The organism is Arthrobacter sp. NPDC089319 (genome assembly GCF_040684925.1).
In the GTDB taxonomy this organism is placed as follows: Bacteria; Actinomycetota; Actinomycetes; order Actinomycetales; family Micrococcaceae; genus Crystallibacter.
Window position 1 is genome coordinate 211,981 of the sequence record NZ_JBFBGZ010000001.1, and the last position, 20,452, is coordinate 232,432.

At 66.6% G+C, this 20,452-nt stretch carries 19 protein-coding genes; 11 read left to right on the forward strand and 8 right to left on the reverse strand.

The window, feature by feature from the left end:
- Positions 1–4: 4 nt before the first annotated feature.
- Complete coding sequence (locus AB0N75_RS01005) at positions 5–994, reverse strand: 1,4-dihydroxy-2-naphthoyl-CoA synthase (protein WP_364644788.1); 990 nt, start codon at positions 992–994, stop codon at positions 5–7.
- Between the two features lie 573 nt (positions 995–1,567).
- Between AB0N75_RS01005 and AB0N75_RS01010 the strand changes: the two genes are divergently transcribed.
- Positions 1,568–2,476 carry a PRC and DUF2382 domain-containing protein gene (locus AB0N75_RS01010; protein WP_364643825.1) on the forward strand — a complete coding sequence of 303 codons (909 nt, stop codon included), beginning with the start codon at positions 1,568–1,570 and terminating at the stop codon, positions 2,474–2,476.
- Positions 2,477–2,564: 88 nt separating this feature from the next.
- Here the strand turns inward: AB0N75_RS01010 and AB0N75_RS01015 are convergent, their stop codons facing one another.
- Positions 2,565–3,002: a VOC family protein gene (locus AB0N75_RS01015; protein WP_364643828.1), complete on the reverse strand. Its 438-nt coding sequence runs from the start codon at positions 3,000–3,002 to the stop codon at positions 2,565–2,567.
- Between the two features lie 225 nt (positions 3,003–3,227).
- Here AB0N75_RS01015 and AB0N75_RS01020 point away from each other — a divergent pair, with 225 nt between their 5' ends.
- From AB0N75_RS01020 to paaZ, 9 genes are all read left to right on the forward strand, one after another.
- Positions 3,228–3,656, forward strand: a complete 429-nt coding sequence (locus AB0N75_RS01020) for an SRPBCC family protein (protein WP_364643831.1) — start codon at positions 3,228–3,230, stop codon at positions 3,654–3,656.
- A 65-nt stretch (positions 3,657–3,721) separates the two neighbouring features.
- Positions 3,722–4,210: an SRPBCC domain-containing protein gene (locus AB0N75_RS01025; RefSeq protein ID WP_364643834.1), complete on the forward strand. Its 489-nt coding sequence runs from the start codon at positions 3,722–3,724 to the stop codon at positions 4,208–4,210.
- A 175-nt stretch (positions 4,211–4,385) separates the two neighbouring features.
- Complete coding sequence (locus tag AB0N75_RS01030) at positions 4,386–5,597, forward strand: acetyl-CoA C-acyltransferase (RefSeq protein WP_364643837.1); 1,212 nt, start codon at positions 4,386–4,388, stop codon at positions 5,595–5,597.
- On the forward strand, positions 5,597–6,406 hold the full coding sequence (locus AB0N75_RS01035) for an enoyl-CoA hydratase/isomerase family protein (RefSeq protein WP_364643840.1): 810 nt from the start codon (positions 5,597–5,599) through the stop codon (positions 6,404–6,406). Before AB0N75_RS01030 ends, AB0N75_RS01035 begins: the two co-directional genes overlap by 1 nt.
- Positions 6,407–6,411: 5 nt before the next feature.
- Complete coding sequence (locus tag AB0N75_RS01040) at positions 6,412–7,275, forward strand: 3-hydroxyacyl-CoA dehydrogenase family protein (protein WP_364644791.1); 864 nt, start codon at positions 6,412–6,414, stop codon at positions 7,273–7,275.
- Between the two features lie 104 nt (positions 7,276–7,379).
- Positions 7,380–7,979 (forward strand): GNAT family protein, encoded by a 600-nt coding sequence (locus AB0N75_RS01045; protein WP_364643843.1) that lies wholly within the window; start codon positions 7,380–7,382, stop codon positions 7,977–7,979.
- Entirely contained in the window at positions 7,976–8,755 is a 780-nt protein-coding gene (locus AB0N75_RS01050) for a tyrosine-protein phosphatase (RefSeq protein ID WP_364643846.1), read from the forward strand. The genes AB0N75_RS01045 and AB0N75_RS01050 overlap by 4 nt, the downstream gene beginning before the upstream one ends.
- 185 nt (positions 8,756–8,940) lie before the next feature.
- Positions 8,941–9,999, forward strand: coding sequence for a M14 family zinc carboxypeptidase (locus AB0N75_RS01055; RefSeq protein ID WP_364643849.1), 1,059 nt, complete (start codon positions 8,941–8,943; stop codon positions 9,997–9,999).
- A gap of 292 nt (positions 10,000–10,291) precedes the next feature.
- A complete protein-coding gene (gene paaZ / locus AB0N75_RS01060) occupies positions 10,292–12,361 on the forward strand; it encodes a phenylacetic acid degradation bifunctional protein PaaZ (RefSeq protein WP_364643852.1) in 2,070 nt (689 codons plus the stop codon).
- Here paaZ and AB0N75_RS01065 read toward each other — a convergent pair.
- From AB0N75_RS01065 to AB0N75_RS01090, 6 genes are all read right to left on the reverse strand, one after another.
- Positions 12,342–13,079, reverse strand: coding sequence for a nicotinamide mononucleotide transporter (locus tag AB0N75_RS01065; RefSeq protein WP_364643855.1), 738 nt, complete (start codon positions 13,077–13,079; stop codon positions 12,342–12,344). The two genes, paaZ and AB0N75_RS01065, sit on opposite strands and share 20 nt — an antisense overlap.
- A gap of 23 nt (positions 13,080–13,102) precedes the next feature.
- Positions 13,103–13,768 (reverse strand): nicotinamide mononucleotide transporter, encoded by a 666-nt coding sequence (locus tag AB0N75_RS01070; protein WP_364643858.1) that lies wholly within the window; start codon positions 13,766–13,768, stop codon positions 13,103–13,105.
- Positions 13,769–13,903: 135 nt separating this feature from the next.
- Positions 13,904–14,533: a TetR/AcrR family transcriptional regulator gene (locus AB0N75_RS01075; RefSeq protein WP_364643861.1), complete on the reverse strand. Its 630-nt coding sequence runs from the start codon at positions 14,531–14,533 to the stop codon at positions 13,904–13,906.
- A 98-nt stretch (positions 14,534–14,631) separates the two neighbouring features.
- Positions 14,632–15,969 (reverse strand): phenylacetate--CoA ligase PaaK, encoded by a 1,338-nt coding sequence (gene paaK / locus AB0N75_RS01080; RefSeq protein ID WP_364643863.1) that lies wholly within the window; start codon positions 15,967–15,969, stop codon positions 14,632–14,634.
- A 61-nt stretch (positions 15,970–16,030) separates the two neighbouring features.
- Positions 16,031–16,459 (reverse strand): hotdog fold thioesterase, encoded by a 429-nt coding sequence (locus AB0N75_RS01085; protein ID WP_364644794.1) that lies wholly within the window; start codon positions 16,457–16,459, stop codon positions 16,031–16,033.
- Between the two features lie 220 nt (positions 16,460–16,679).
- The gene (locus AB0N75_RS01090) at positions 16,680–18,884 is read right to left on the reverse strand and encodes a S9 family peptidase (protein ID WP_364643866.1); all 2,205 of its coding nucleotides are present in this window, start codon (positions 18,882–18,884) and stop codon (positions 16,680–16,682) included.
- 559 nt (positions 18,885–19,443) lie between these two features.
- Here AB0N75_RS01090 and paaA point away from each other — a divergent pair.
- Positions 19,444–20,436 carry a 1,2-phenylacetyl-CoA epoxidase subunit PaaA gene (gene paaA, locus AB0N75_RS01095; RefSeq protein ID WP_364643869.1) on the forward strand — a complete coding sequence of 331 codons (993 nt, stop codon included), beginning with the start codon at positions 19,444–19,446 and terminating at the stop codon, positions 20,434–20,436.
- The last annotated feature ends 16 nt before the right edge of the window (positions 20,437–20,452 follow it).

A 20,452-nucleotide genomic window follows, 5' to 3' on the forward strand; every position in this document is an offset into this window, starting at 1 on the left:
AGCCTTAGAAGTAGTAGGGGAACGAAGACCAGTCCGGGTCGCGTTTGGCCAGGAACGCTTCCTTGCCTTCGACGGCTTCGTCCGTCATATACGCCAGCCGAGTGGCTTCACCGGCGAAGACCTGCTGGCCGGCCAACCCGTCGTCGGCCAGGTTGAAGGCGAACTTGAGCATCCGGATGGCCTGCGGCGATTGCCGCGCGATGTCCGCGGCGTACTCCAGCGCCACCTCTTCGAGACGCTCGTGGTCGACCGCCTCGTTCACCGCGCCCATGCGGACCATGTCCTCGGCGGAGTATTCGCGGGCCAGGAAGAAAATCTCCCGCGCCGCCTTCTGGCCGATCTGCCGGGCCAGCAGGGCCGAGCCGTAGCCCGCGTCGAAACTGCCCACGGTGGCATCGGTCTGCTTGAACTTGCCGTGCTGCCTGGAGGCGATGGTCAGGTCGGAGACCACGTGCAGCGAGTGCCCGCCGCCGGCTGCCCAGCCGTTGACGACGGCGATGACCACCTTGGGCATGGTGCGCATCAGCCGCTGGACTTCCAGAATGTGCAGCCGGCCGGCGCGGGCCGGGTCGATGGTCTCCTTCGTCTCGCCAGCGGCATACCGGTAGCCGTCGCGGCCGCGGATGCGCTGGTCGCCGCCGGAGCAGAAGGAGTGGCCGCCGTCCTTGGCGGAGGGGCCGTTGCCGGTCAGCAGTACCGTGGCGACGTCCGGCGTCATCCGAGCATGATCCATCGCCCGGTAAAGCTCGTCCACTGTGCCGGGGCGGAAGGCGTTGCGGACCTCTGGTCGATTGAACGCGATGCGCACGGCGGGCAGATCGCGGACCACGGCGCCGTCGGCGTCGCGCTCCACCTGGCGGTGGTAGGTCATGTCCTGGAAGTCGAAGCCTTCCACTACCCGCCAGCGCTGCGGGTCGAAGAGGTCGGAAACCTTCTCCGGTAGGTCAGGCTGCGCCTGGCCGGTGCTGCTGGCGGAGGTGGTGCGGGCTGGGATGGGGGTCTCGGAAGTCACCACTCGAGTTTATCGTTGCGGTTGCGGGGACCTTCTGCCGAGTCTTCTGCCGGGGTCTTCTGCCGGACTTTCTGCCGGGGTCTTCTGCCCGGATCCCGGCCGGGATCCGGCCGGGACCCCGGCTGCGACTCCGGCCGGGACGCCGGCTCCGGTCCACTCCGGCCATGCCGGCCCCGCGCCACCTCAAAGGCTGCTCGCCGCGGCATCCCGCGCGGCGTGACCGGATTGCCGCGGAGGCCGCCGGCGCGAGCAGGCTGCACCAAAATTTTTCGGCCGTGGGGGTTGCAGGTGAATGCTAAGCATGCTTTGCTTACAACGTAAGCAACCTTCCCGAAGAGGTCACCAGAACCACGGTGAACCCTTCACGGCCTCCCATCAGATTGGGGCCGCAGCCCGCTGAGGATTGGGAACCACGGCCGGCAGCCTCGCTGGCCCGACCGCCTCGCGGTGCGGCAGAACCATCAAAGCCATCATCATGCCCGGTGCACAACCGTGCCTCCGGAGCGTACTCGCCGCGGTCAAACCGTGGCAGGTGGAAACAAATAAGGAGATGAAATGATCGCCAAGGATAAAATCGACCGTCTGGTCGGCAGCAACGCCAATGTGATCGATTCCGAAGGTAGCAAGATCGGATCGCTCGGGGAACTCTACCTCGACGACCGGACGAATGAGCCGAGTTGGGCCACGGTCAAGACCGGCCTGTTCGGCCTGTCCGAGAGCTTCGTCCCGCTGGACAACGCCACCACCGAGGGCGGCGACCTCCGCGTGCCCTATACCAAGGACCAAATCAAGGACGCCCCGCGGGTGGATCCCGAGGGACATCTGGACGTGGCCGAAGAGGACCGTCTCTACAGCCACTACGGCCTGTCCGCAGGCAACGCTGGACATACAGGCAACGCAGGCAACGCAGCCTACGGCGGAAACGCCGGCCAGGCCCGCACCGGAACCGCCGGGACCACTGGCACAGCCGGGACAACCGGCCTGAGGGACAGGGACACCTCCCGCGAAACCGCCGGCACACGCGGAGTTGACGAAACCGCCGGCCGGCGCGGAACGGACTATGACACCTCCCGTGCAGGGGCCGACGACGCTATGACCCGTTCGGAAGAGCGGGTGCGGGTGGGTACCGAATCCCAGGAAGTCGGGAAGGCCAGGCTGCGCAAGTACGTGGTCACCGAGAACGTCACCCGCACGGTCCCCGTTCAGCATGAAGAGGTGCGCCTCGAGCGTGAACCGATTACTGACGCCAACCGTGGCGAGGCGCTCGCCGGCCCAGAGATCAGCGAGGCTGAGCACGAAGTGACTCTGCACGCGGAAAAGCCGGTGGTGGACAAGGAAACCGTCCCGGTTGAACGGGTTCGGCTCGATAAAGATACGGTCACCGACCAGGAGACCGTTTCCACGGACGTGCGCAAGGAAGAAGTTGAGGCCGATGATGATGTCAGGGGCGGCAATCGCCACTGATCGCTAGGTGTTGGTCTCTGCGGGAGGCCCCGGGGAATTTATCCCCGGGGCCTCCCGCAGGTCCGCGGTCCTGGGAAAGGCAGAACCCCTAGGCAATGCAGAACTCGTTGCCTTCCGGGTCGGCCATGGTGTGCCAGCCCTGCGGACCCTGCGTTTCCGAGTACAGAAAGGTGGCACCCCGGGCTTCCAAGCGTGCCCGGACCTCGTCCTTGTCTTCCCCAGCCAGGCGGACGTCCCAATGGACCCGGTTCTTGACCGACTTGGACTCCGGGACAGGCTGGAACAGGATCCGCTGCCGGGCTTTGCTCTCCACCTGATCAGGCGGGCAGATCGCCGCCCCGTCCTTCCATACTCGAACGTTGTTGTGGACGATCGTGTCGGCGTCGGTGGCGTAGCCTTGCTCGATCATGCTGGTGACGAAGTCCTGATTGGTGGGTTCCACCGCCCAGCCCAGCGTTTCGGCCCACCAATCGGCTTGGGCATGCGCGTCCTTGCAGTCAACCGCCATCTGGATGTTGTACGTCATGGCGTAGAGCGTAGGGGCTCCGGCCCGCTTGCGGTAGAGGGACGCGGACGGTATCTGTCCCCGATAGCGGAAGGATCTCCCCGGCAGGTTTACCGTTCTCTGCCCCGCAACGAGCGGGATCAGGGCTGACTGGGCAGGCGACAGCCCTCGAGCGGGCGCTAGGCCCTCGAAGACCCACTCCATTAGGCTGTTGGCAGACCAACGACTCCTGCCGAAAGAGCCACTGTGGGCCATCACCTTGAACTAGTCCAGCACGTCAACGCGCCGGCCGAAGCCGTCTGGCGCGTCCTCACCGACATCCCTGGTTCCGCCCGGACCCTGAGCTCCATATCCCGCATAGAGATCATGACGCCTGGCGACTACGCCGAGGGCTACCGGTGGCGTGAGACCCGGAAGATGATGGGCAAGGAAGCCACCGAGGAGATGTGGGTGGCGGAGGTGGTTGCGCCGACCTCCACCACGGTCAAGGCGAAGTCGAACGGCGCCGACTACACCACCCGGTTCACGCTCGCGCCTGCAGAGGGCGGCACCCGGCTCACCATGTTCTTCGGCGCCGAGATGGAGAGCCCCGGGGCTCTTGCGAAAGTGATGCTGGCGGTTTTCGGGAAGCTCGCAATGGGCATCACGCGCAAGCAGATGGCCAGGGACCTGTAGGAGATCGCGGCCAAGGCCGAGGGCCGGGACCAAGCCGCCGCGTGATGCCGGATCGGGAGGAGACCATGACCGCAGGCAGTGACCCTCAGGTCAGCGTGGACCGCAGCAGACCCGGGCAGCCGGTCCTGCTGATCCGCCAACAATTCGACCACGGCGCCGACCGGCTGTGGCGCGCGCTCACTGACGACGACGAGCTCTCGGCCTGGTTCCCCTGCGGTGTCAGGCTGGACCTCAGGGTCGGCGGAACCATCCAGTTCTTGTTCCCCGGCGAAGACCCGGACGCCGGCCAGGTGCTGGAGGTGATGCCGGGGCAGACCCTGGCGTTTAGCTGGGACCAGGAGGTCCTGCGGTGGACGGTGGAGCAGGCGGAACCGGGCCACAGCACGCTGTCCCTGGCGAATTCGCTGCAGGATTCTGCGTGCACGGCGAGGGTGGCAGCGGGCTGGCACCAGTGCCTTGAGCAGTTGGGATCGTTGCTTGACGGTAAGCCCGCGGGCCTCGCGCCCGGCCGGTCCATCGAAGAACTGGTGGAAGAGTATGGCCGGCTGGTGTAGCCCGGGGTCTGCCGACGGGCTGCTGCAACTCCGCCGCTGGCCGTCACACCAGTTGACCGGCCCAGAGCGGCGTGGGATTCTTTATAGAACGGTCGGTCGGTAATTTCCCTGCTGTCAGGCAGCCGGAGCGGCCGCTCACCGTTATCGTTGATCGATCAAGCGAGGGATTATTTCTATGGCTGAGGCATTCCTGATTGGCGGGGCGCGGACCCCGGTTGGCCGCTACGGAGGCGCACTGTCCGCAGTCCGTCCCGACGATCTGGCGGCGCTGGTCGTCAAGGAAGCCGTCATCCGGGCCGGCATCGATCCGGATGCGGTCGAAGAAGTCATCCTCGGCAACGCCAACGGCGCGGGTGAGGAAAACCGCAACGTGGCCCGCATGGCCTGGCTGCTGGCCGGCTACGCCGACCACGTCCCCGGCATCACGGTCAACCGCCTGTGCGCCTCCGGCCTCAGCGCCATCATCCAGGCCTCGCACATGATCAAGGCCGGCGCGGCGGACATCGTCATCGCCGGCGGCGTGGAATCGATGAGCCGGGCCCCGTGGGTCCAGGAGAAGCCGGCCAAGGCCTTCGCCAAGCCGGGCGAAATTTTCGATACCTCCATCGGCTGGCGCTTCGTCAACCAGCGTTTCGCCAAGGGCGACCTCAGCCGCGGCGGCAAGATGACCTACTCCATGCCGCAGACCGCGGAGGAAGTGGCCGACGTGTACGGCATTTCCCGCGAGGACGCGGACGCGTTCGCCGTCCAGTCGCACGAGCGTGCCATCGCAGCCATCGAGGCGGGCCGGCTCAAGGAGGAAATCGTCCCGGTGACGGTCAAGGGCCGGAAGGGCGACACCGTCGTCGACACCGATGAGGGCCCGCGCCCCGGAACCACGCTCGAGGTCCTGGCCGGGCTCCGGCCCATCATCAAGCCGGACGGCGTGGTCACCGCGGGCAACTCCAGTTCGCTCAATGACGGCGCCTCGGCGATCGTGATTGCGTCCGAGGCCGCCGTCAACAAGTTCGGCCTCACGCCCCGTGCCCGCATTGTGGACGGCGCGTCGGCCGGCGTCGCGCCGGAAATCATGGGCATCGGACCGGTGCCCGCCACGCGCAAGGTGCTGGACCGCGCGGGCTGGAGCATCGATGACCTGGGCGCGGTGGAGCTTAACGAAGCGTTCGCCACCCAGTCGCTCGCGGTGCTGCGGGATCTGAAGCTGGACCAGGGCATTGTGAACAACGACGGCGGTGCCATCGCTTTGGGGCACCCGCTCGGTTCCAGCGGCTCCCGTCTGGTGGTGACCCTGCTGGGCCGGATGGAGCGCGAGGGCGCACAGCGCGGCCTGGCCACCATGTGCGTGGGCGTCGGCCAGGGCACGTCGATGATCGTCGAGCGGGTCTGATGCTGTTCGCCGACTACTCCTTCAGTACGCTGCGGGTGGATGAGCGGGATGACCGCGTCCACGTGACGTTGAACAGGCCGGAAGTCCGCAACGCCATCGACCAGGCCATGGTGGACGAACTGCACTCCGTGTGCGCCGTGCTGGAGCGCGAGCCGCGGATCCTGATTCTGTCCGGCACCGAGGTCAACGGCAAGGGGATCTTCGCCTCCGGCGCGGATATCTCCCAGCTGCGTGAACGGCGCCGCGACGACGCGCTGGCGGGCATCAACTCCACCGTTTTCCACCGCATTGCCCGACTGCCGCTGCCGGTTATCGCCGCCCTGGACGGTTTCGCCCTCGGCGGGGGAGCGGAACTGGCGTACGCCGCGGATTTCCGCATCGCCACGCCGTCGGTAAAGATCGGCCAGCCGGAAACAGGTCTGGGCATCATGGCCGCGGCGGGAGCCACCTGGCGGCTGAAGGAACTGGTGGGGGAGCCGCTGGCCAAGGAGATCTTGCTGGCCGGCCGCATCCTGGACGCCGACGAAGCGCTGGCCGCGCGGCTGGTCACCGAAGTCCACGAGCCCGCCGAACTGATCGCCGCCGCGCATGCGCTGGCGGACCGGATCGGCAAGCAGGACCCGCTGGCCGTCCGTCTCACCAAGACCGTGTTCCACACCCCGCGCGAAGCGCACCCGGTGATCGACACTGTCGCCCAGGGCATTCTGTTCGAATCCCAGGCCAAATTCGACCGGATGCAGTCGTTTCTCGACAAAAGCGCTGCCAAAAGCGCCGCCCGCAGTGCCGCCAAGCAGAACGAATCCAAGTGAGCGAGATGAACCCTGTGCAGAGTATTCCCAACAACGTAGGTGTCCTCGGCGGCGGCCGCATGGGCGCCGGCATTGCCCACGCGTTCCTGACCGCCGGAGCCGACGTCGTGGTGGTGGAGCGCGACGACGCTGCCGCCCAGGCTGCCCACGAGCGGGTGGCCGGCGCGCTGGCCAAGAGCGTGGAGCGCGGCACCACCGACGAGTCGCTGGAAGCACTGACGTCACGGCTGTCCGTGTCCGTCGACTACGGATCGTTCGCCACCTGCGGCCTGGTAGTGGAGGCCGTGCCGGAGGACTTCGACCTCAAGTCCACCGCGCTGAAGGCCGTGGAAGCCCAGCTTTCCCCGACGGCGTGGCTGGCGACGAACACGTCCTCGCTGTCCATCACCAAGCTCGCCGACCAACTGCAGCGGCCGGCCAACTTCTGCGGCCTGCACTTCTTCAATCCGGTGCCGGCGTCGCAGCTGGTGGAAGTAGTGCTGGCTCCGAAGACTTCGGACGAGCTCGCCGCCGCCTCCCGAAGCTGGGTCGAGGCGCTGAAGAAAACCGCCGTCGTCGTGAATGACGCGCCGGGCTTCGCCTCCTCGCGGCTGGGCGTGGCCATTGCGCTGGAAGCCATGCGGATGGTGGAAGAAGGCGTGGCATCGGCGGAGGACATCGACGCCGCCATGGTGCTGGGCTACAAGCACCCGGTGGGCCCGCTCAAGACCACCGACATCGTGGGGCTGGACGTCCGCCTGGGCATCGCCGAGTACCTGCACTCGACCCTCGGCGACCGGTTTGCTCCGCCGCAGATCCTGCGGGACAAGGTGGCCCGCGGGGAACTCGGCCGCAAGTCCGGCAAGGGATTCTTCGACTGGGAAAAGTAACCGGAGCCCACGCCGGGATCATCGGGTGCATCCCGGCCTCCGGCCGGGCTGCGCCCGTTTAACCCGGGCAGCACCTCAGCGGGGCTCGGTTGTAGGCTGCTGGAATGGCCCTCTTTGAACCGCTGACGCTGACCGGCAGCTTGGTGAAGCTGCAGCCCCTGCGCGTGCGGCACTTGCCTGAGCTCCAGGATGCGGTGCGCGACGGTGAACTGTGGAAGCTCTGGTATACCCGGATTCCGTCACCGCACACCATGGAACTGGAGATCCGGCGGCGGCTGGAACTCCAGGACCAAGGCCAGATGCTCCCCTTCACCGTTCGCCGGCTCTCCGATGACAAGGTGCTGGGCATGACCAGCTTCTGCCATATCGACGAGGCCGCGCCGCGGGTGGAGATCGGCTACACCTGGAACCGCGCCAGCACGCAGGGGACCGGCACCAACCCGGACAGCAAGCTGCAGCTGATGGGCCACGCCTTCGAAACGCTCGGCTGCTGTGCGGTGGAGTTCCGCACGGACCGGCTGAACAGCCAGTCCCGTGACGCCATCGAACGGCTGGGCGCCCGGCAGGACGGCATGCTGCGCCGACATACCAAGATGCCCGACGGGCGGATCCGCGACACCGTGGTCTACTCCGTCCTGGACTCCGAGTGGCCGGACGTCAAGGCCCGGCTACTGAAACGGGTGGACAAGGCGCGCACGCCGTGAGCGGCCGGGCCACGGACTCCAACCCCGCCGGCTCCGGCCCGCCGCAGGCAGGCGACGCCGCACCCACACCGACGTGGGGCACGCCCGGTTCCGGCGCCGTCGCCTGGGAAGGTGCGGTCAACGCACGCCGCGTGGCGGGGGATATTTTCCGAATGGGGCGCGCGGAATGGCTGACGACCGCCGGCTGGCAGCAGGCGTACGACGACGGGGTGCGCACCATTGTGGATCTTCGCAACCCGAGTGAACGTTCGCGCCGTCCGACGGATCCGGTGGTTCCGCCGGCGGCGCTGGAGCGATTCACGGTGCTGAACCGGCCCACCGAAGAGCCCGGCCACCCGCAACTCGCGGCCGATGCGCCGTACATGAACCACCCGCGCTTCTACCTGGACAACGTGCGGATCTTCCCGCACCTGATCGCCGAGGTATTCCGCACGCTGGCGCACGCGGAGGGCGCCGTCGTCGTCCATTGCTCCGCGGGACGGGACCGCACCGGTATGGTCTCCATGATGCTGTTGCAGCTGGCCGGAGTTCCCGCCGAGCAGATCGCGGACGCCCATGAGCTGGGCATCCGCGGGATCAACGACTGGCATCGGATCAGCCCCTACCGTCATCCGGTGGAGAGCTACATCAGCGGCCACGAACTGGAAGCGCGGGTGGCGGACATGCGCGGATCGCTGTTGCAGGTGTTGTCCCAACTGGAGGTGGAGCCGTTCCTGCTGCGCCACGGCCTGGCCCGAACCGATGTCGAGGCGCTGCGCGTCCGGATGGCCTGCTGACTGCTGATTTGCCGGTCCGCTCCCGCCGGGAGCATTGACCTCTTGCCTTGCCGAACCCGCTGTCCGACACTCATGGAGCCAAGCAAGTCTTAAACGGTTATCCGGAGGTTGATGTGAGGCTAAAACGTGTAATAACTGCGGTTGCACTGGGCGCGGTGCTGCCCCTGGGGTTCGCAGCGAGTGCGGTGGCTGAACCGCAGAGCAAACCTAACGGTCCTTGGCCGGGCGAAAACCCTTCCAGTCTGGCCGCCATTCACAGTTACGAAGAACTGTGGTCCACGCTGGAGACCATAGAGGGCCGGGCCAAGGGGGCGTTCGACCTCTCGGCGGCGCCGCTGACAAGCAACACCGGCCGGGAAATCCCGGTGGTCACCATTGGCGACGGGCCGACGGATGTTATGTATATCGCCAACCAGCATGGCGACGAATACGTGGTCTCCGAGGCGATGATCAATCTCGTCCGGAGCATCTCCGGCAACAACCCCGACGCCCGCGCCATTCGTCAGGCGCTGACCGTGACGATCGTGCCCCGCGTCAATGTGGACGGGTTCGACGCCGATGTCACGGACCTGGCCGGAAACACCACCCCGTGGCGGCAGAACTACGACCCGAGCTGCACCGCGGCGCCGTGCGATCCGTTCTACGCGGTGGGCCGCGGCTATGACATGAACCGCTATCACTCCTACAGCGAGAATGCCTACGACCATCCCTACCTGGCAGGCGATGACAACCTGAACCCGGTTCCCGAGGCAATCGCCATGCGCCTGCTCTGGGAGGAACGCCGGCCGGATCTGGTACTGGACTTCCACCACCAGGGTACGTACGTGGATGACGACGGTCGGATGATCACCGGATCGACGATGTGGCCGAATGCGGTTGAGGAGGCCGAGGCACTCGGCATCGCCGACGAGTTCGCCGCGACCATCGAGCGGTCGCAACGGGCCGTGTCGGTGATGCTCGGCGAACTGGACCAGTACGGCTACGCCAACATCACCCGTTATCCGAGCACCAGCACGCCGGGCATCGCACGCAACGCCTACGGATTGCTGGGCTCGGCCTCCGTGCTGTTCGAAATGCGCGGCGGGATCGATGCCAAGTCCAATGGATACATTGCCAAAACCGCTGAGGTGGCCGGCAAGGCGGTGCTGGAGGCTGTTGCCGATGGGTCGTGGGAGACCGCCAGTCTGGAGCCGGTCGAAAACCTCCGGGAGCGGGGCGAACAGATCGGGAACCCGCACGAATAACAACCCGCACCAATAACAAGGTGATGGCTGCCCGCTGCTGACGAGCACTCGGCATCCGGCGGCCATTGGACCCCGCCCGGCAGAACATCCAGCCGGGCGGGGTCCGCCGTTGGTCCGTGTCCGGCTGCTTTGCAGGGGCTGCCGTGGCCCTAGGGTCCGCCGGCCCGGGGGCTGTGCGCGGCAGCACGGTCATGTAGGCTAGGTACGTTACCGACCGACCGTTCAGTATTTTAAGTTCCCGCCGGCATCCGCTCCTCAGCGTCCGGCCCGGGAAGAGAAAGGGCTGTCAACGATGACCTCTACCGCCGTTGATGTCGAGATTGTTCCCAGCTACATCCAGGATGCCTGGTGGACACCCGCCGGTGATGTTTCCGGCACCGAGGTCCGCGATGCCAGCACCGGCGATCTGCTGGCCCGGGTCAGCACCGACGGGCTGGACCTGGCCGCCGCCGTCGAGCACGGCCGCGCGGTCGGCCAGGCCTCGCTGGGCAAGCTCACGTTCCACCAGCGCGCGCTCAAGCTCAAGGAGCTGGCGCAGTACCTGAACGCGCGGCGCGACGCGCTGTATGAAGTCTCGCACCGCACGGGCGCCACCAAGATCGACAACATGATCGACATCGATGGCGGCATCGGCGTCCTGTTCACTTTCGGCTCCAAGGGCCGGCGTGAACTGCCGAACTCCCAGATCGTGGTGGACGGCCCGGCCGAGGTGCTGGCCAGAGACGGCTCGTTCATGGGACAGCACATCTACACCAGGATTCCGGGCGTGGCGGTGCAGATCAACGCCTTCAACTTCCCGGTGTGGGGCATGCTGGAAAAGTTTGCGCCAGCCTTCATCGCCGGTGTGCCGACCATCGTCAAGCCGGCGACTCCCACCGGCTACGTTGCAGCCGCCGCGGTGAAAATGATCATCGAGTCCAACATCCTGCCGGCCGGTTCGCTCCAGCTGATCTCCGGTTCTGCCCGTGACCTGCTGGACCACCTGGACTACCGCGATGCTGTGGCTTTCACCGGGTCCGCCTCCACCGCGAACCTGCTGAAGTCCCACCCGAACGTGGCGCAGGGTGGCATCCGCTTCACCGCCGAGGCGGATTCGCTCAACGCGGCGATCCTCGGCCCCGATGCGGTGCCGGGCACTCCGGAGTTCGACGCGTACATTAAGTCGCTGGTCACCGAAATGACCGCTAAGGCCGGCCAGAAATGCACCTCCATCCGCCGTGCCATCGTCCCCAAGGACCGCATCCAGGATGTAGCCGATGCAGTCCGCGCCCGGATTGACCAGCGCATCGTGGTTGGAGATCCGCGGGCCGAGGGCGTCACCATGGGCGCGCTCGCCTCGCTGGAGCAGCTCAACGACGTCCGCGCCGCGGTCCAGGCCATGGTCGACGCCGGCGGCGAACTCGCCTACGGCACGCTCGACGCCCCGCAGGTCACCCGCGCCGACGGGACCGTGGGCGACTCCGAAGGGGCGTTCATGTCTCCGGTGCTGCTGACCTGGGCGGACGCGGAAGCCGAGGCCGTGCATTCGCTCGAAGCCTTCGGACCGGTCTCCTCCGTGATCGGCTACGAGGATCTGGACGACGCCGTGCGGTTGGCCGCCATGGGCGCGGGCTCGCTGGTAGCGACCGTGGCAACGAACGACCCGGAAGCCGCGCGCGTGCTGGTGACCGGAATCGCCGCCCACCACGGCCGCGTGCTGGTCCTCAACCGCGAGGACGCCAAGACGTCCACCGGACACGGTTCGCCGGTGCCGCACCTGGTGCACGGCGGCCCGGGCCGCGCCGGCGGCGGCGAGGAATTGGGCGGCATCCGCTCCGTGCTGCACCACATGCAGCGCACCGCGCTCCAGGGCTCCCCGAACATGCTCACCGCCGTGACCGGTGTGTGGCATACCGGCGCCGACCAGCATTTCGACGACGTCCACCCGTTCCGCAAGAACCTGGCCGAACTGAAGATCGGCGATGCGCTGCGCTCAGAACTCCGCCAGGTCACGCTGGAGGACATCACGGCCTTCGCCAACGAAACCGGCGACACCTTCTACGCACATACCAACCAAGAAGCCGCGGCCGCCAACCCGTTCTTCCCCGGCATCGTGGCGCATGGCTACTTGCTGCTCGCCTGGGGCGCCGGGCTGTTCGTGGAACCCGCGCCGGGACCGGTGCTGGCGAACTATGGCCTGGAGAACCTGCGCTTCATCACGCCGGTGGCCGCTGGAGACTCGATCCGTGTCACGCTCACCGCCAAGCGCATCACGCCGCGGGAGACGGACGAGTACGGAGAGGTCGCCTGGGACGCCGTGCTGGCCAACCAGAACGATGAGATCGTGGCGACCTACGACGTGCTCACGCTGGTGGAGAAGTAGCGGGAGCTCCATCTGCCGCGTCCCCGGCGGCTTCGGCCCCGGGGACGGGCGGGTAGTAGACCACGGTGTGCCAGCGCCAGAACGCGAACAGCACCAGCAGCACCGTGGCGCCGTTCAGCAGTTGCGAGGTCGGCGGACTGGGAAACACCAGCGAGGTGGCCAGCTGCACCACGGCGAAAGCCAGCCACAGCCACCACGCCTCGTAGATGCGGTGGGCCAGGCCCAGATACACCACCACGACCACGGCCGCGTAGAACGCCTGCAGCACCAGGACGGTCACCAGGCCGCCTTGCAGGGGAAAGCCTGCTTGGACGTCGCTGGCCATGAACAACAAAGTTCCGACCGCCAGCACCAGCAGGGCCACACCCCAGTGCCGGCCGCGTGCTCGGCGGACCTGCACCGCGGCCAGTGCGGCGCCGGGGTCGTCCGGGGCGGCGGGGAGGGCCGCAGCGCGCCAGCGCCAGGCGCCGTAGCAGGGCAGCAGGAGCGCCACGGCTATGGAGGCGTTGACGAAGAAGGCTGCTCCGCCGTCGAAAGTCGGGATGACCAGCAGCAGGAAGACCATCGCCTGCTGGACCAGCAGCACGGGCCAGGCCCAGCGTGTGCGGAGCCCGAACAGGAAGACCACGAGCAGCCCGATCAGTGCCTGCAGATGACCCACGGAAACCAGCGCGCCGGCAGAACCGTCCGGGACCTTCAACGCCATGATCCAGTCCATGCTGCCGACCTCCGCGCCGCGGTCTAAACGGTCCGGCCCGATGCGCCGGTGCCGGGCGTGGCGGGACGGCCGGGATGCGCTGGAGCCCGCCGATGTTTGCTCCGCACCGGCCGCCGCATCGCGTGCTGCCACGTCAGGTAACCGAAAACCTGGAGTCCTGCCGCGATCGCGCCATACAGGGAGAACCACACCGGTGCGTTCTGGATGCTGGAGAGGAACATAGTGGCCAGCGAGAGCGCCACGCCCAGCCACCAAGACTGCGTGATCCCGTGCGCGAAGCCCAAGTACATCACCGCCGGAAGCGCGGCCAACAGCGCGTTGAACAGATACAGCGGCCCGATCTCCGCTACCGGCGTCACACCGGCGAATGCGTTGAGCAGGTACAACAGCAGCAGCAGGCCGGCACCGATTCCCCACTCACGGCCGTGCGCCGAGCGGAGCGGTACGTGGATGCCTTCGCGCCGGTACCGGGTCCACTTCCACAGGCCGTAGAGCGCGGCCGCCAGCACGAAAACCGTGCTGGTGTTCAAGCGCCCGTTGGGGACACCGGTGGCCAGCAGGACGGCTGTGGCGGTCACCGGCAGCAGCCAGGCCCAGGGCGCACGGTAGGCGAACAAAACAATGGCCGCAATGGTGAGCGCCATATAAAGCGCCGACACCCACCAGGACACCCCATCCACATCGATCACGTCCCCATAACGCCGACTGGTTGACGCCAGCCTAGCAGGCTGGGACCGGGAAATCAGCAGGAACTTAGGGCCCAGCGGAAGTGCCCGCAGCGGACCCGCCGGGCCGGCTGCCGCGAGGGAGCAGGGCGGCTCTTCTCAGGCGATGACCCGGGCGGCGGCGGGCAGGTGGAGGCCGTCGAACATCATGGCGATCAGGTCGTCGGCAAGCTTCTGCGGCGTCAGCGGACCGCCCGGTTTGTACCACTCGACGATGGAGTTGATGGTGCCGAAGAGCAGCCGCGCCGTGGTCCGCGGGTCGATGTCTCCGCGGAGGGACCCTTCCGCGCGGGCGGCGTCGACCAACTCGGCGACCGTATGGTCGAACGTGCGGCGGCGCTCCAGCGCGTCACGCTCGATCTCGGTGTTGCCCCGCAGCCGCAGCAGCAGGGTGACATACGGGAGTTTGTCGCACAGGACCTGGACCGTTCCGCGCAGCACGAACTCCAACCGTGCATCGGCCCGGCCAACCGAAGCGGACGGGTTTTCCAGGACGGCTTCCAAGCTGCCCAAGGCTTCCTCGAGGGCCAACCGCAGCAGGTCGCCCTTGGACGGGACATGGTGGTAGATGGCGCTCTTGGAGATGCCCAGGTTCTCGGCGAGGATGCCCATCGACGTGGCCTCGTAGCCGTGCTTGTTGAAGACGCCGACGGCGACGTTCAGCACCGACTGCTGGTCATAACCGGGGCGACCGCGGCGGACTGTCTCCTGGTCCTTTGTCTTCACCATTGTTCTATTCTCCCACGACCGTTAGGTCGGTAATGCGGCCGGCGGGTGCCTGGCCAAGCCGGGCACCCGCCGTCGTTCGTGGATGTTGCTTGGGTCCGTCAGCCGTTGTCGCGCAGGTCATAGACCCGGCGCAGCTTCCCGCTGGAGCGGGCCAGGGTGCCGGGGTCGGCGATCACGATCTTGCAGCTGGAACCAACGTGGATCTTGATTTGCCGTTGCAGCTCGCGGGACGCTTCGACTGCCATCGCAGCGGTGCAGTCCTCGCGGCGCTCGATCTTGACCGTCAGTTCGTCCATCCGGTGCGGCCGGGTGATTTCCAGCTGGAAGTGCGGGCTCAGGCCGGGGATCCGGAGGGCGATCTCCTCGATCTGGGTGGGGAAGAGGTTCACGCCGCGCAGGATGATCATGTCGTCGGAACGGCCGGTGATCCGGCCGATGCGGCGCATGTTCGGGCGGCCGGTGCCGGGCAGCAGCCGGGTGAGGTCGTGCGTGCGGTAGCGGATCACCGGCATTGCTTCTTTGGTCAGCGAGGTGAACACCAGCTCACCGGCCTGGCCGTCGTCCAGCACCGCGTCGGTCAGCGGGTCGATGATCTCCGGGCGGAAGTGGTCCTCCCAGATGGTGGAGCCGTCCTTGAAATCCACGCATTCACCGGCCACGCCGGGGCCCATGACCTCGGAGAGCCCGTAGATGTCGCAGGCGTCGATGTCCAGCTTGTTCTCCAGTTCGTGGCGCATCTCGTCGGTCCACGGTTCGGCGCCGAGCACGGCGACCTTCAGGGACGTCTTGGTCGGGTCGAGTCCGGCACGCTCCATCGCGTCCACGATGGTCAGCAGGTACGTCGGGGTGCAGAGGATGGCGTCCGGTTCGAAGTCCTGGATCAGCTGGATCTGCTTCTCGGTCTGGCCGCCGGACATCGGGATCACCGTGCAGCCGAGCTTCTCCGCACCGTAGTGCGCGCCGAGTCCGCCGGTAAACAGGCCGTAGCCATAGGCGTTGTGGACCTTCCAGCCCTTCTTCACGCCGGAAGCCCGGATGGAGCGGGCGAACAGCGTCTCCCAGTTCTGGATGTCCTTGCGGGTGTAGCCGACCACGGTGGCGCGGCCGGTGGTGCCGGAGGAGGCGTGGATGCGCGCCACTTCCTGCTGCGGCACCGCGAACATGCCGAACGGGTAGGCCTGGCGCAGGTCTTCCTTGTCCGTGTACGGGAACTTGGCCAGATCGGACAGTTCCTTGAGGTCCTCGGGCCGCACGCCGGCGTCGTCGAACTTCTTCTTGTACATCGCCACCCGCTCGTAGGCGTAGGCGACGGTGTGCTGCAGGCGCTGCAGTTGCAGGGCTTCCAGTTCGTCCCGGCTCATCAACTCCTCGGGGTCGAGGGTGTCCTCGGCGGCGGGAGTGGTCTTGCGGGCTTTGGTGCCGATGATGGCGGTCATGGAACGGTCCTTCGATGCGGGTCGGGCTGTGCTGCTCGGCGGGTGGCTGGGGGCGGCTGGGTCAGTGGGCGGAGGGCTTGCGGGCAGGGTTGGGCACGGTGCGGGAACGGCCCCGGAACTCGAGGAGCACGTCGGCGGTGCCTTTCGGATTCTCCTGTGTGACGGTGATGTCGTACAGGCCGCTGCGGCCGGTCTGGTTGACTAGCCGGGCGTTGGCGGTCAGCAGCCGGCCGGCGAATCCGGGGTTGAGGAAATTCACGTCGACGCCGGAGGCCACCGTGATGGTGCTGCCGTCGCCGTCCGGGTCGTTGCACGCCAGCGCGAAGGCCACGTCGGCAAAAGCGAACACCATGCCGCCCTGCGCCATGCCGAAGCCATTGAGCATTTCCTCGCGCAGCCGCATTTGGATGACGACGTCGCCGAACTCCGCCTTCAGGACTTCCACGCCCATCCACCGGGCGGCTTGGTCATCGATAAAGGCGGGATGCATGGGTCGCTCTCCCGGCTGCAGGTCGTTGCTGTCCGCCGGGTTGTCGCGGGAAATGTCGACGTCGATGTCCGTCATGGAGGCCCCTTGCTTTTAATACCGAATGTTCATTAGGTAATCCTGAATTGTGATCCAAGTCAAGGCGGGCCCGAGGGGGCCGGCAGCGCGGACCGGTGGCTTAGGCCGGCGCCCTCGGGGCGCGGACGGTGCCGTCGCGCCGTCGTTAAGCCGGCTCGGCGGCGCCGATCGCATCGAGGGCGAAAGCGTAATCCCAGGCCCGGTCCTTCCACGCCTCGTACCGGCCGGACGCGCCGCCGTGGCCGGCGTCCATTTCGGTCTTGAGCACGATCGGATCAGAGCCGGTTCCGATCTCCCGCAGGGCCGCCACCCATTTGGCCGGCTCGACGTAGAGCACCCGCGTGTCGTTGAAGCTGGTCACCGCAGCGATCTTCGGGTAGGCCGCCGGCCGCACATTCTCGTACGGGGAGTAGGACTTCATGTAGGCATAGACCTCGGGGTCGGTAATCGGGTTGCCCCATTCCTCCCACTCCAGTGCCGAGAGCGGCAGGTCCGGATCAAGGATGGAGGTCAGGGGGTCCACGAACGGCACCTGCGCCACGATCGCGGCGTACCTCTCCGGTGCCAGGTTGGCGATGGCGCCCATCAGGAGGCCGCCCGCCGAGCCGCCCATCGCTGCGATCCGCGCCGGGTCCGCCCAGCCGGAGGCCGCCAGCCAGTCGGTGGCGTCCACGAAATCGGTGAAGGTGTTCTTCTTGTGCAGTTTCTTGCCGTCGTCGTACCAGTGCCGGCCCATCTCGCCGCCGCCGCGTACATGGGCCACCACGTAGACCACTCCGCGGTCCAGCAGTGACAGCCGCGCGGTACTGAAGGCCGGGTCCATGCTCACTTCGTAGCTGCCGTACGCGTAAACCAGCGCGGGGTTGCCGCCGTCGCGCTGCACCGTGGCCTTGCGGACCACCGAGAGCGGGACTCTGGTGCCGTCGGCCGCCGTGGCCCATTCCCGTTCGGCCACGTAGTCGGCCGGGTCGTAGCCGCCGAGCACCGGCGTTTCCTTGCGCAGGTGCAGCGTGCCGGTGGCCAGCTCGTAGTCGTAGATCCGGGGTGGGGTCAGGAACGAGGTGTAGGCCAGGCGGATCACCGGCGCCTCGTAGTCGGAACCGCCCACGCCTGCGGTGAACAGCTCCTCGTCGAAGCCCGGCTCCACCGGGGCTGCCTGCGCTGTGGTTCCCAGACCGGCCAGCGGCAGCACCTGCACGCGTTCGATGGTGTCCTTGCGGATGGACAGCACCACGTGCGTGGAGGTGACGCCCGCGCCGTTGACCCGTACCTCGTCGTCGTGCTCCACAACGGTGTCCCAGTGCTGAGCTTCCAGCGGCCGGGAGAACTCCGAGACGTCCGCCAGCGAGACCATCGAGTTGACGGCGTCCCTGTTGTGCGTGAGCAGCACCTTCCGCGCACCGTCCAGCAGGAAGGGCTCGGCGTCGTAGAGCACCCGCTCGGTGCGCGGAATCAGCGTCTGCAGCCCGGCCTCCGGATGGGCGAAGTCCAGCAGCCGCGTCTCGGAGTATTCGGAGCAGCCGATGCCGATGACCAGGTGGCGGCGGTCGGCGGAGAGGTCGAAGCCCATCCACATGGCCGGATCGTCTTCCTGATAAATCACGACGTCGGCGTCCACCGATGTGCCGATGGCGTGCGCCTTGATCTGGTACGGGCGCCAGGACTCGTCCACCACCGTGTAGAACACGCGGCTGCCGTCGGGGTCGAAGGCGAGGGAGTAGAAGACGTTCTCCACCACGTCGTCCAGCAGTTGGCCGCTGTCCAGATCCTTGATCCGCAGGGTGAACCGCTCGTCGCCGTCGTAGTCCGCGGCGTAGGCGTACAGCCTGCCGTCCTTGGTGACGGCCGAGCCGCCCAGGGAGAAGAACGGCTTGCCCTCAGCCTCCGCGTTGCCATCGAGCAGGATCTGCTCGCCGGGTACCGGCCGGCCGGCTTCAACCTGCGGGGGAGTCCAGTCGGCGGCCGGATCGCCGGTGTCCGAGGCCTGGACCCGGCACTGGATGCCGTACTGCTTGCCCTCTTCCATGCGGCCGTAGTACCACCAGCCGTCCTTGCGCACCGGCACGGACAGGTCCGTTTCCTGGGTGCGGTTCTTGATCTCCTGGAAGATCGCTTCACGCAGCGGCTGCTGGTGTCCCGTCACGGCTTCCGTGTAGGCGTTCTCCGCCTGCAGGTGGGCCACGACGTCCGGGTTCTCCTTGTCCCGCAGCCATTCGTAGTGGTCTACGAAGGTGTCGCCGTGGTGGGAGCGCTCGATGGCCACCTTGCGGGCCACCGGCGGTTCGGGCCGGTTTGCCGGAGAAGATGCCGTGGAGGAAGCATGGACGGTTTCGGCAGGGGTGTGCGTCATGGCACCAATATATAGACGGGCTGACCGGCAGCGGCCCCGCTTTGGCTCACAGTGGACAACAAAGCCCCGGAAATCGGCGACCAATTTTGACGGACGAATTCGTGAGGCTGCGAGCTTCGTTTTCCGCGCGATTGCACCTGTCGGGGCCGGTCGGAGAAGGCGGCACAGGGAGCCATCAGGCGGTTGTGCCTCTTGCCCCGTGTTCATTTCTCGTGTGTATTGGGGATAACTGGACAGAAGGGAGTAAACAAATGCGTGGAAGCAACCTCATTTGGACAATTGTGGGCGTCTTGGCAGCGATTGCCTTGATCATATGGATCGCTTCGGCCATCTAAGCCCGTCTCTCTTTAAGTCTTTGACGATGAAGCCTCTACCGCTGGACGGTAGAGGCTTCATTGTGTTGCGGCACGGATTCTCCTCTAAGCCGGCTGTAACTACAGCCTGTGCGTGTGACGGCCTGATCTGTCCTCAGCCTTGACGCTCCCGGGAGGCCCATATATTCTGAACGAACGGTCGGTAATTATTTCGCGGCCGGACTACGTACAGTGAGGTGACCATCGTGGCAACGCAGACCGACGCCGGCGACCAGAAGTTGCACGCCGTGCCGTCCGCTGAGGACGAGGCCGGACAGGCCTACTTTGACAAAATCATTGCCGAGGATTCCCGCATCGAGCCGGCCGACTGGATGCCGGAGAAGTACCGCAAGACGCTGACCCGGCAGATGTCGCAGCACGCGCACTCCGAGATCATCGGCATGCAGCCGGAGGCCAACTGGATCACACGCGCCCCCAGCCTGAAGCGCAAGGCCATCCTGATGGCCAAGGTGCAGGACGAGGCCGGACACGGGCTCTACCTCTACTCGGCGACCGAGACATTGGGCACCCCGCGCCACGTGCTCAACGAGCAGCTGATGTCGGGCAAGGCCAAGTACTCCTCCATCTTCAACTACCCGGCGAACAGCTGGGCGGACATGGGCGCCATCGGCTGGCTGGTCGACGGCGCCGCTATCGCCAACCAGGTGCCGCTCTGCCGCGCTTCCTACGGCCCGTACGGCCGCGCGATGGTCCGCATCTGCAAGGAAGAGTCCTTCCACCAGCGCCAGGGTTTCGAGATTCTGCTGGAACTGGCCAACGGCACCCCGGCGCAGAAGCAGATGGCCCAGGACGCGGTCAACCGCTTCTACGCCCCGGCGCTGATGATGTTCGGCCCCACCGATACCGATTCGCCGAACTCGCAGCAGTCGATGGCCTGGAACATCAAGCGATTCTCCAACGACGAGCTGCGCTCGCGGTTTGTCGGCATGATCCACGAGCAGGTCAAGGTCCTGGGCCTGACCCTGCCGGATGACCAGATCCGCTACAACGAGGAAACCGGTCTGTGGGAGCACGGCGAACTCAACTGGGACGAATTCTACGAAGTCCTCGCCGGCCGCGGCCCCTGCAACGCGCAGCGGATGGAACGCCGCCGCGAGGCACATGAGAACGGCGCCTGGGTGCGCGAAGCAGCAGCGGCCTACGCGGCCAAGAAGGCACAGAAAGCACAGGTGGCCTAAGTGGCAACAGGAGACC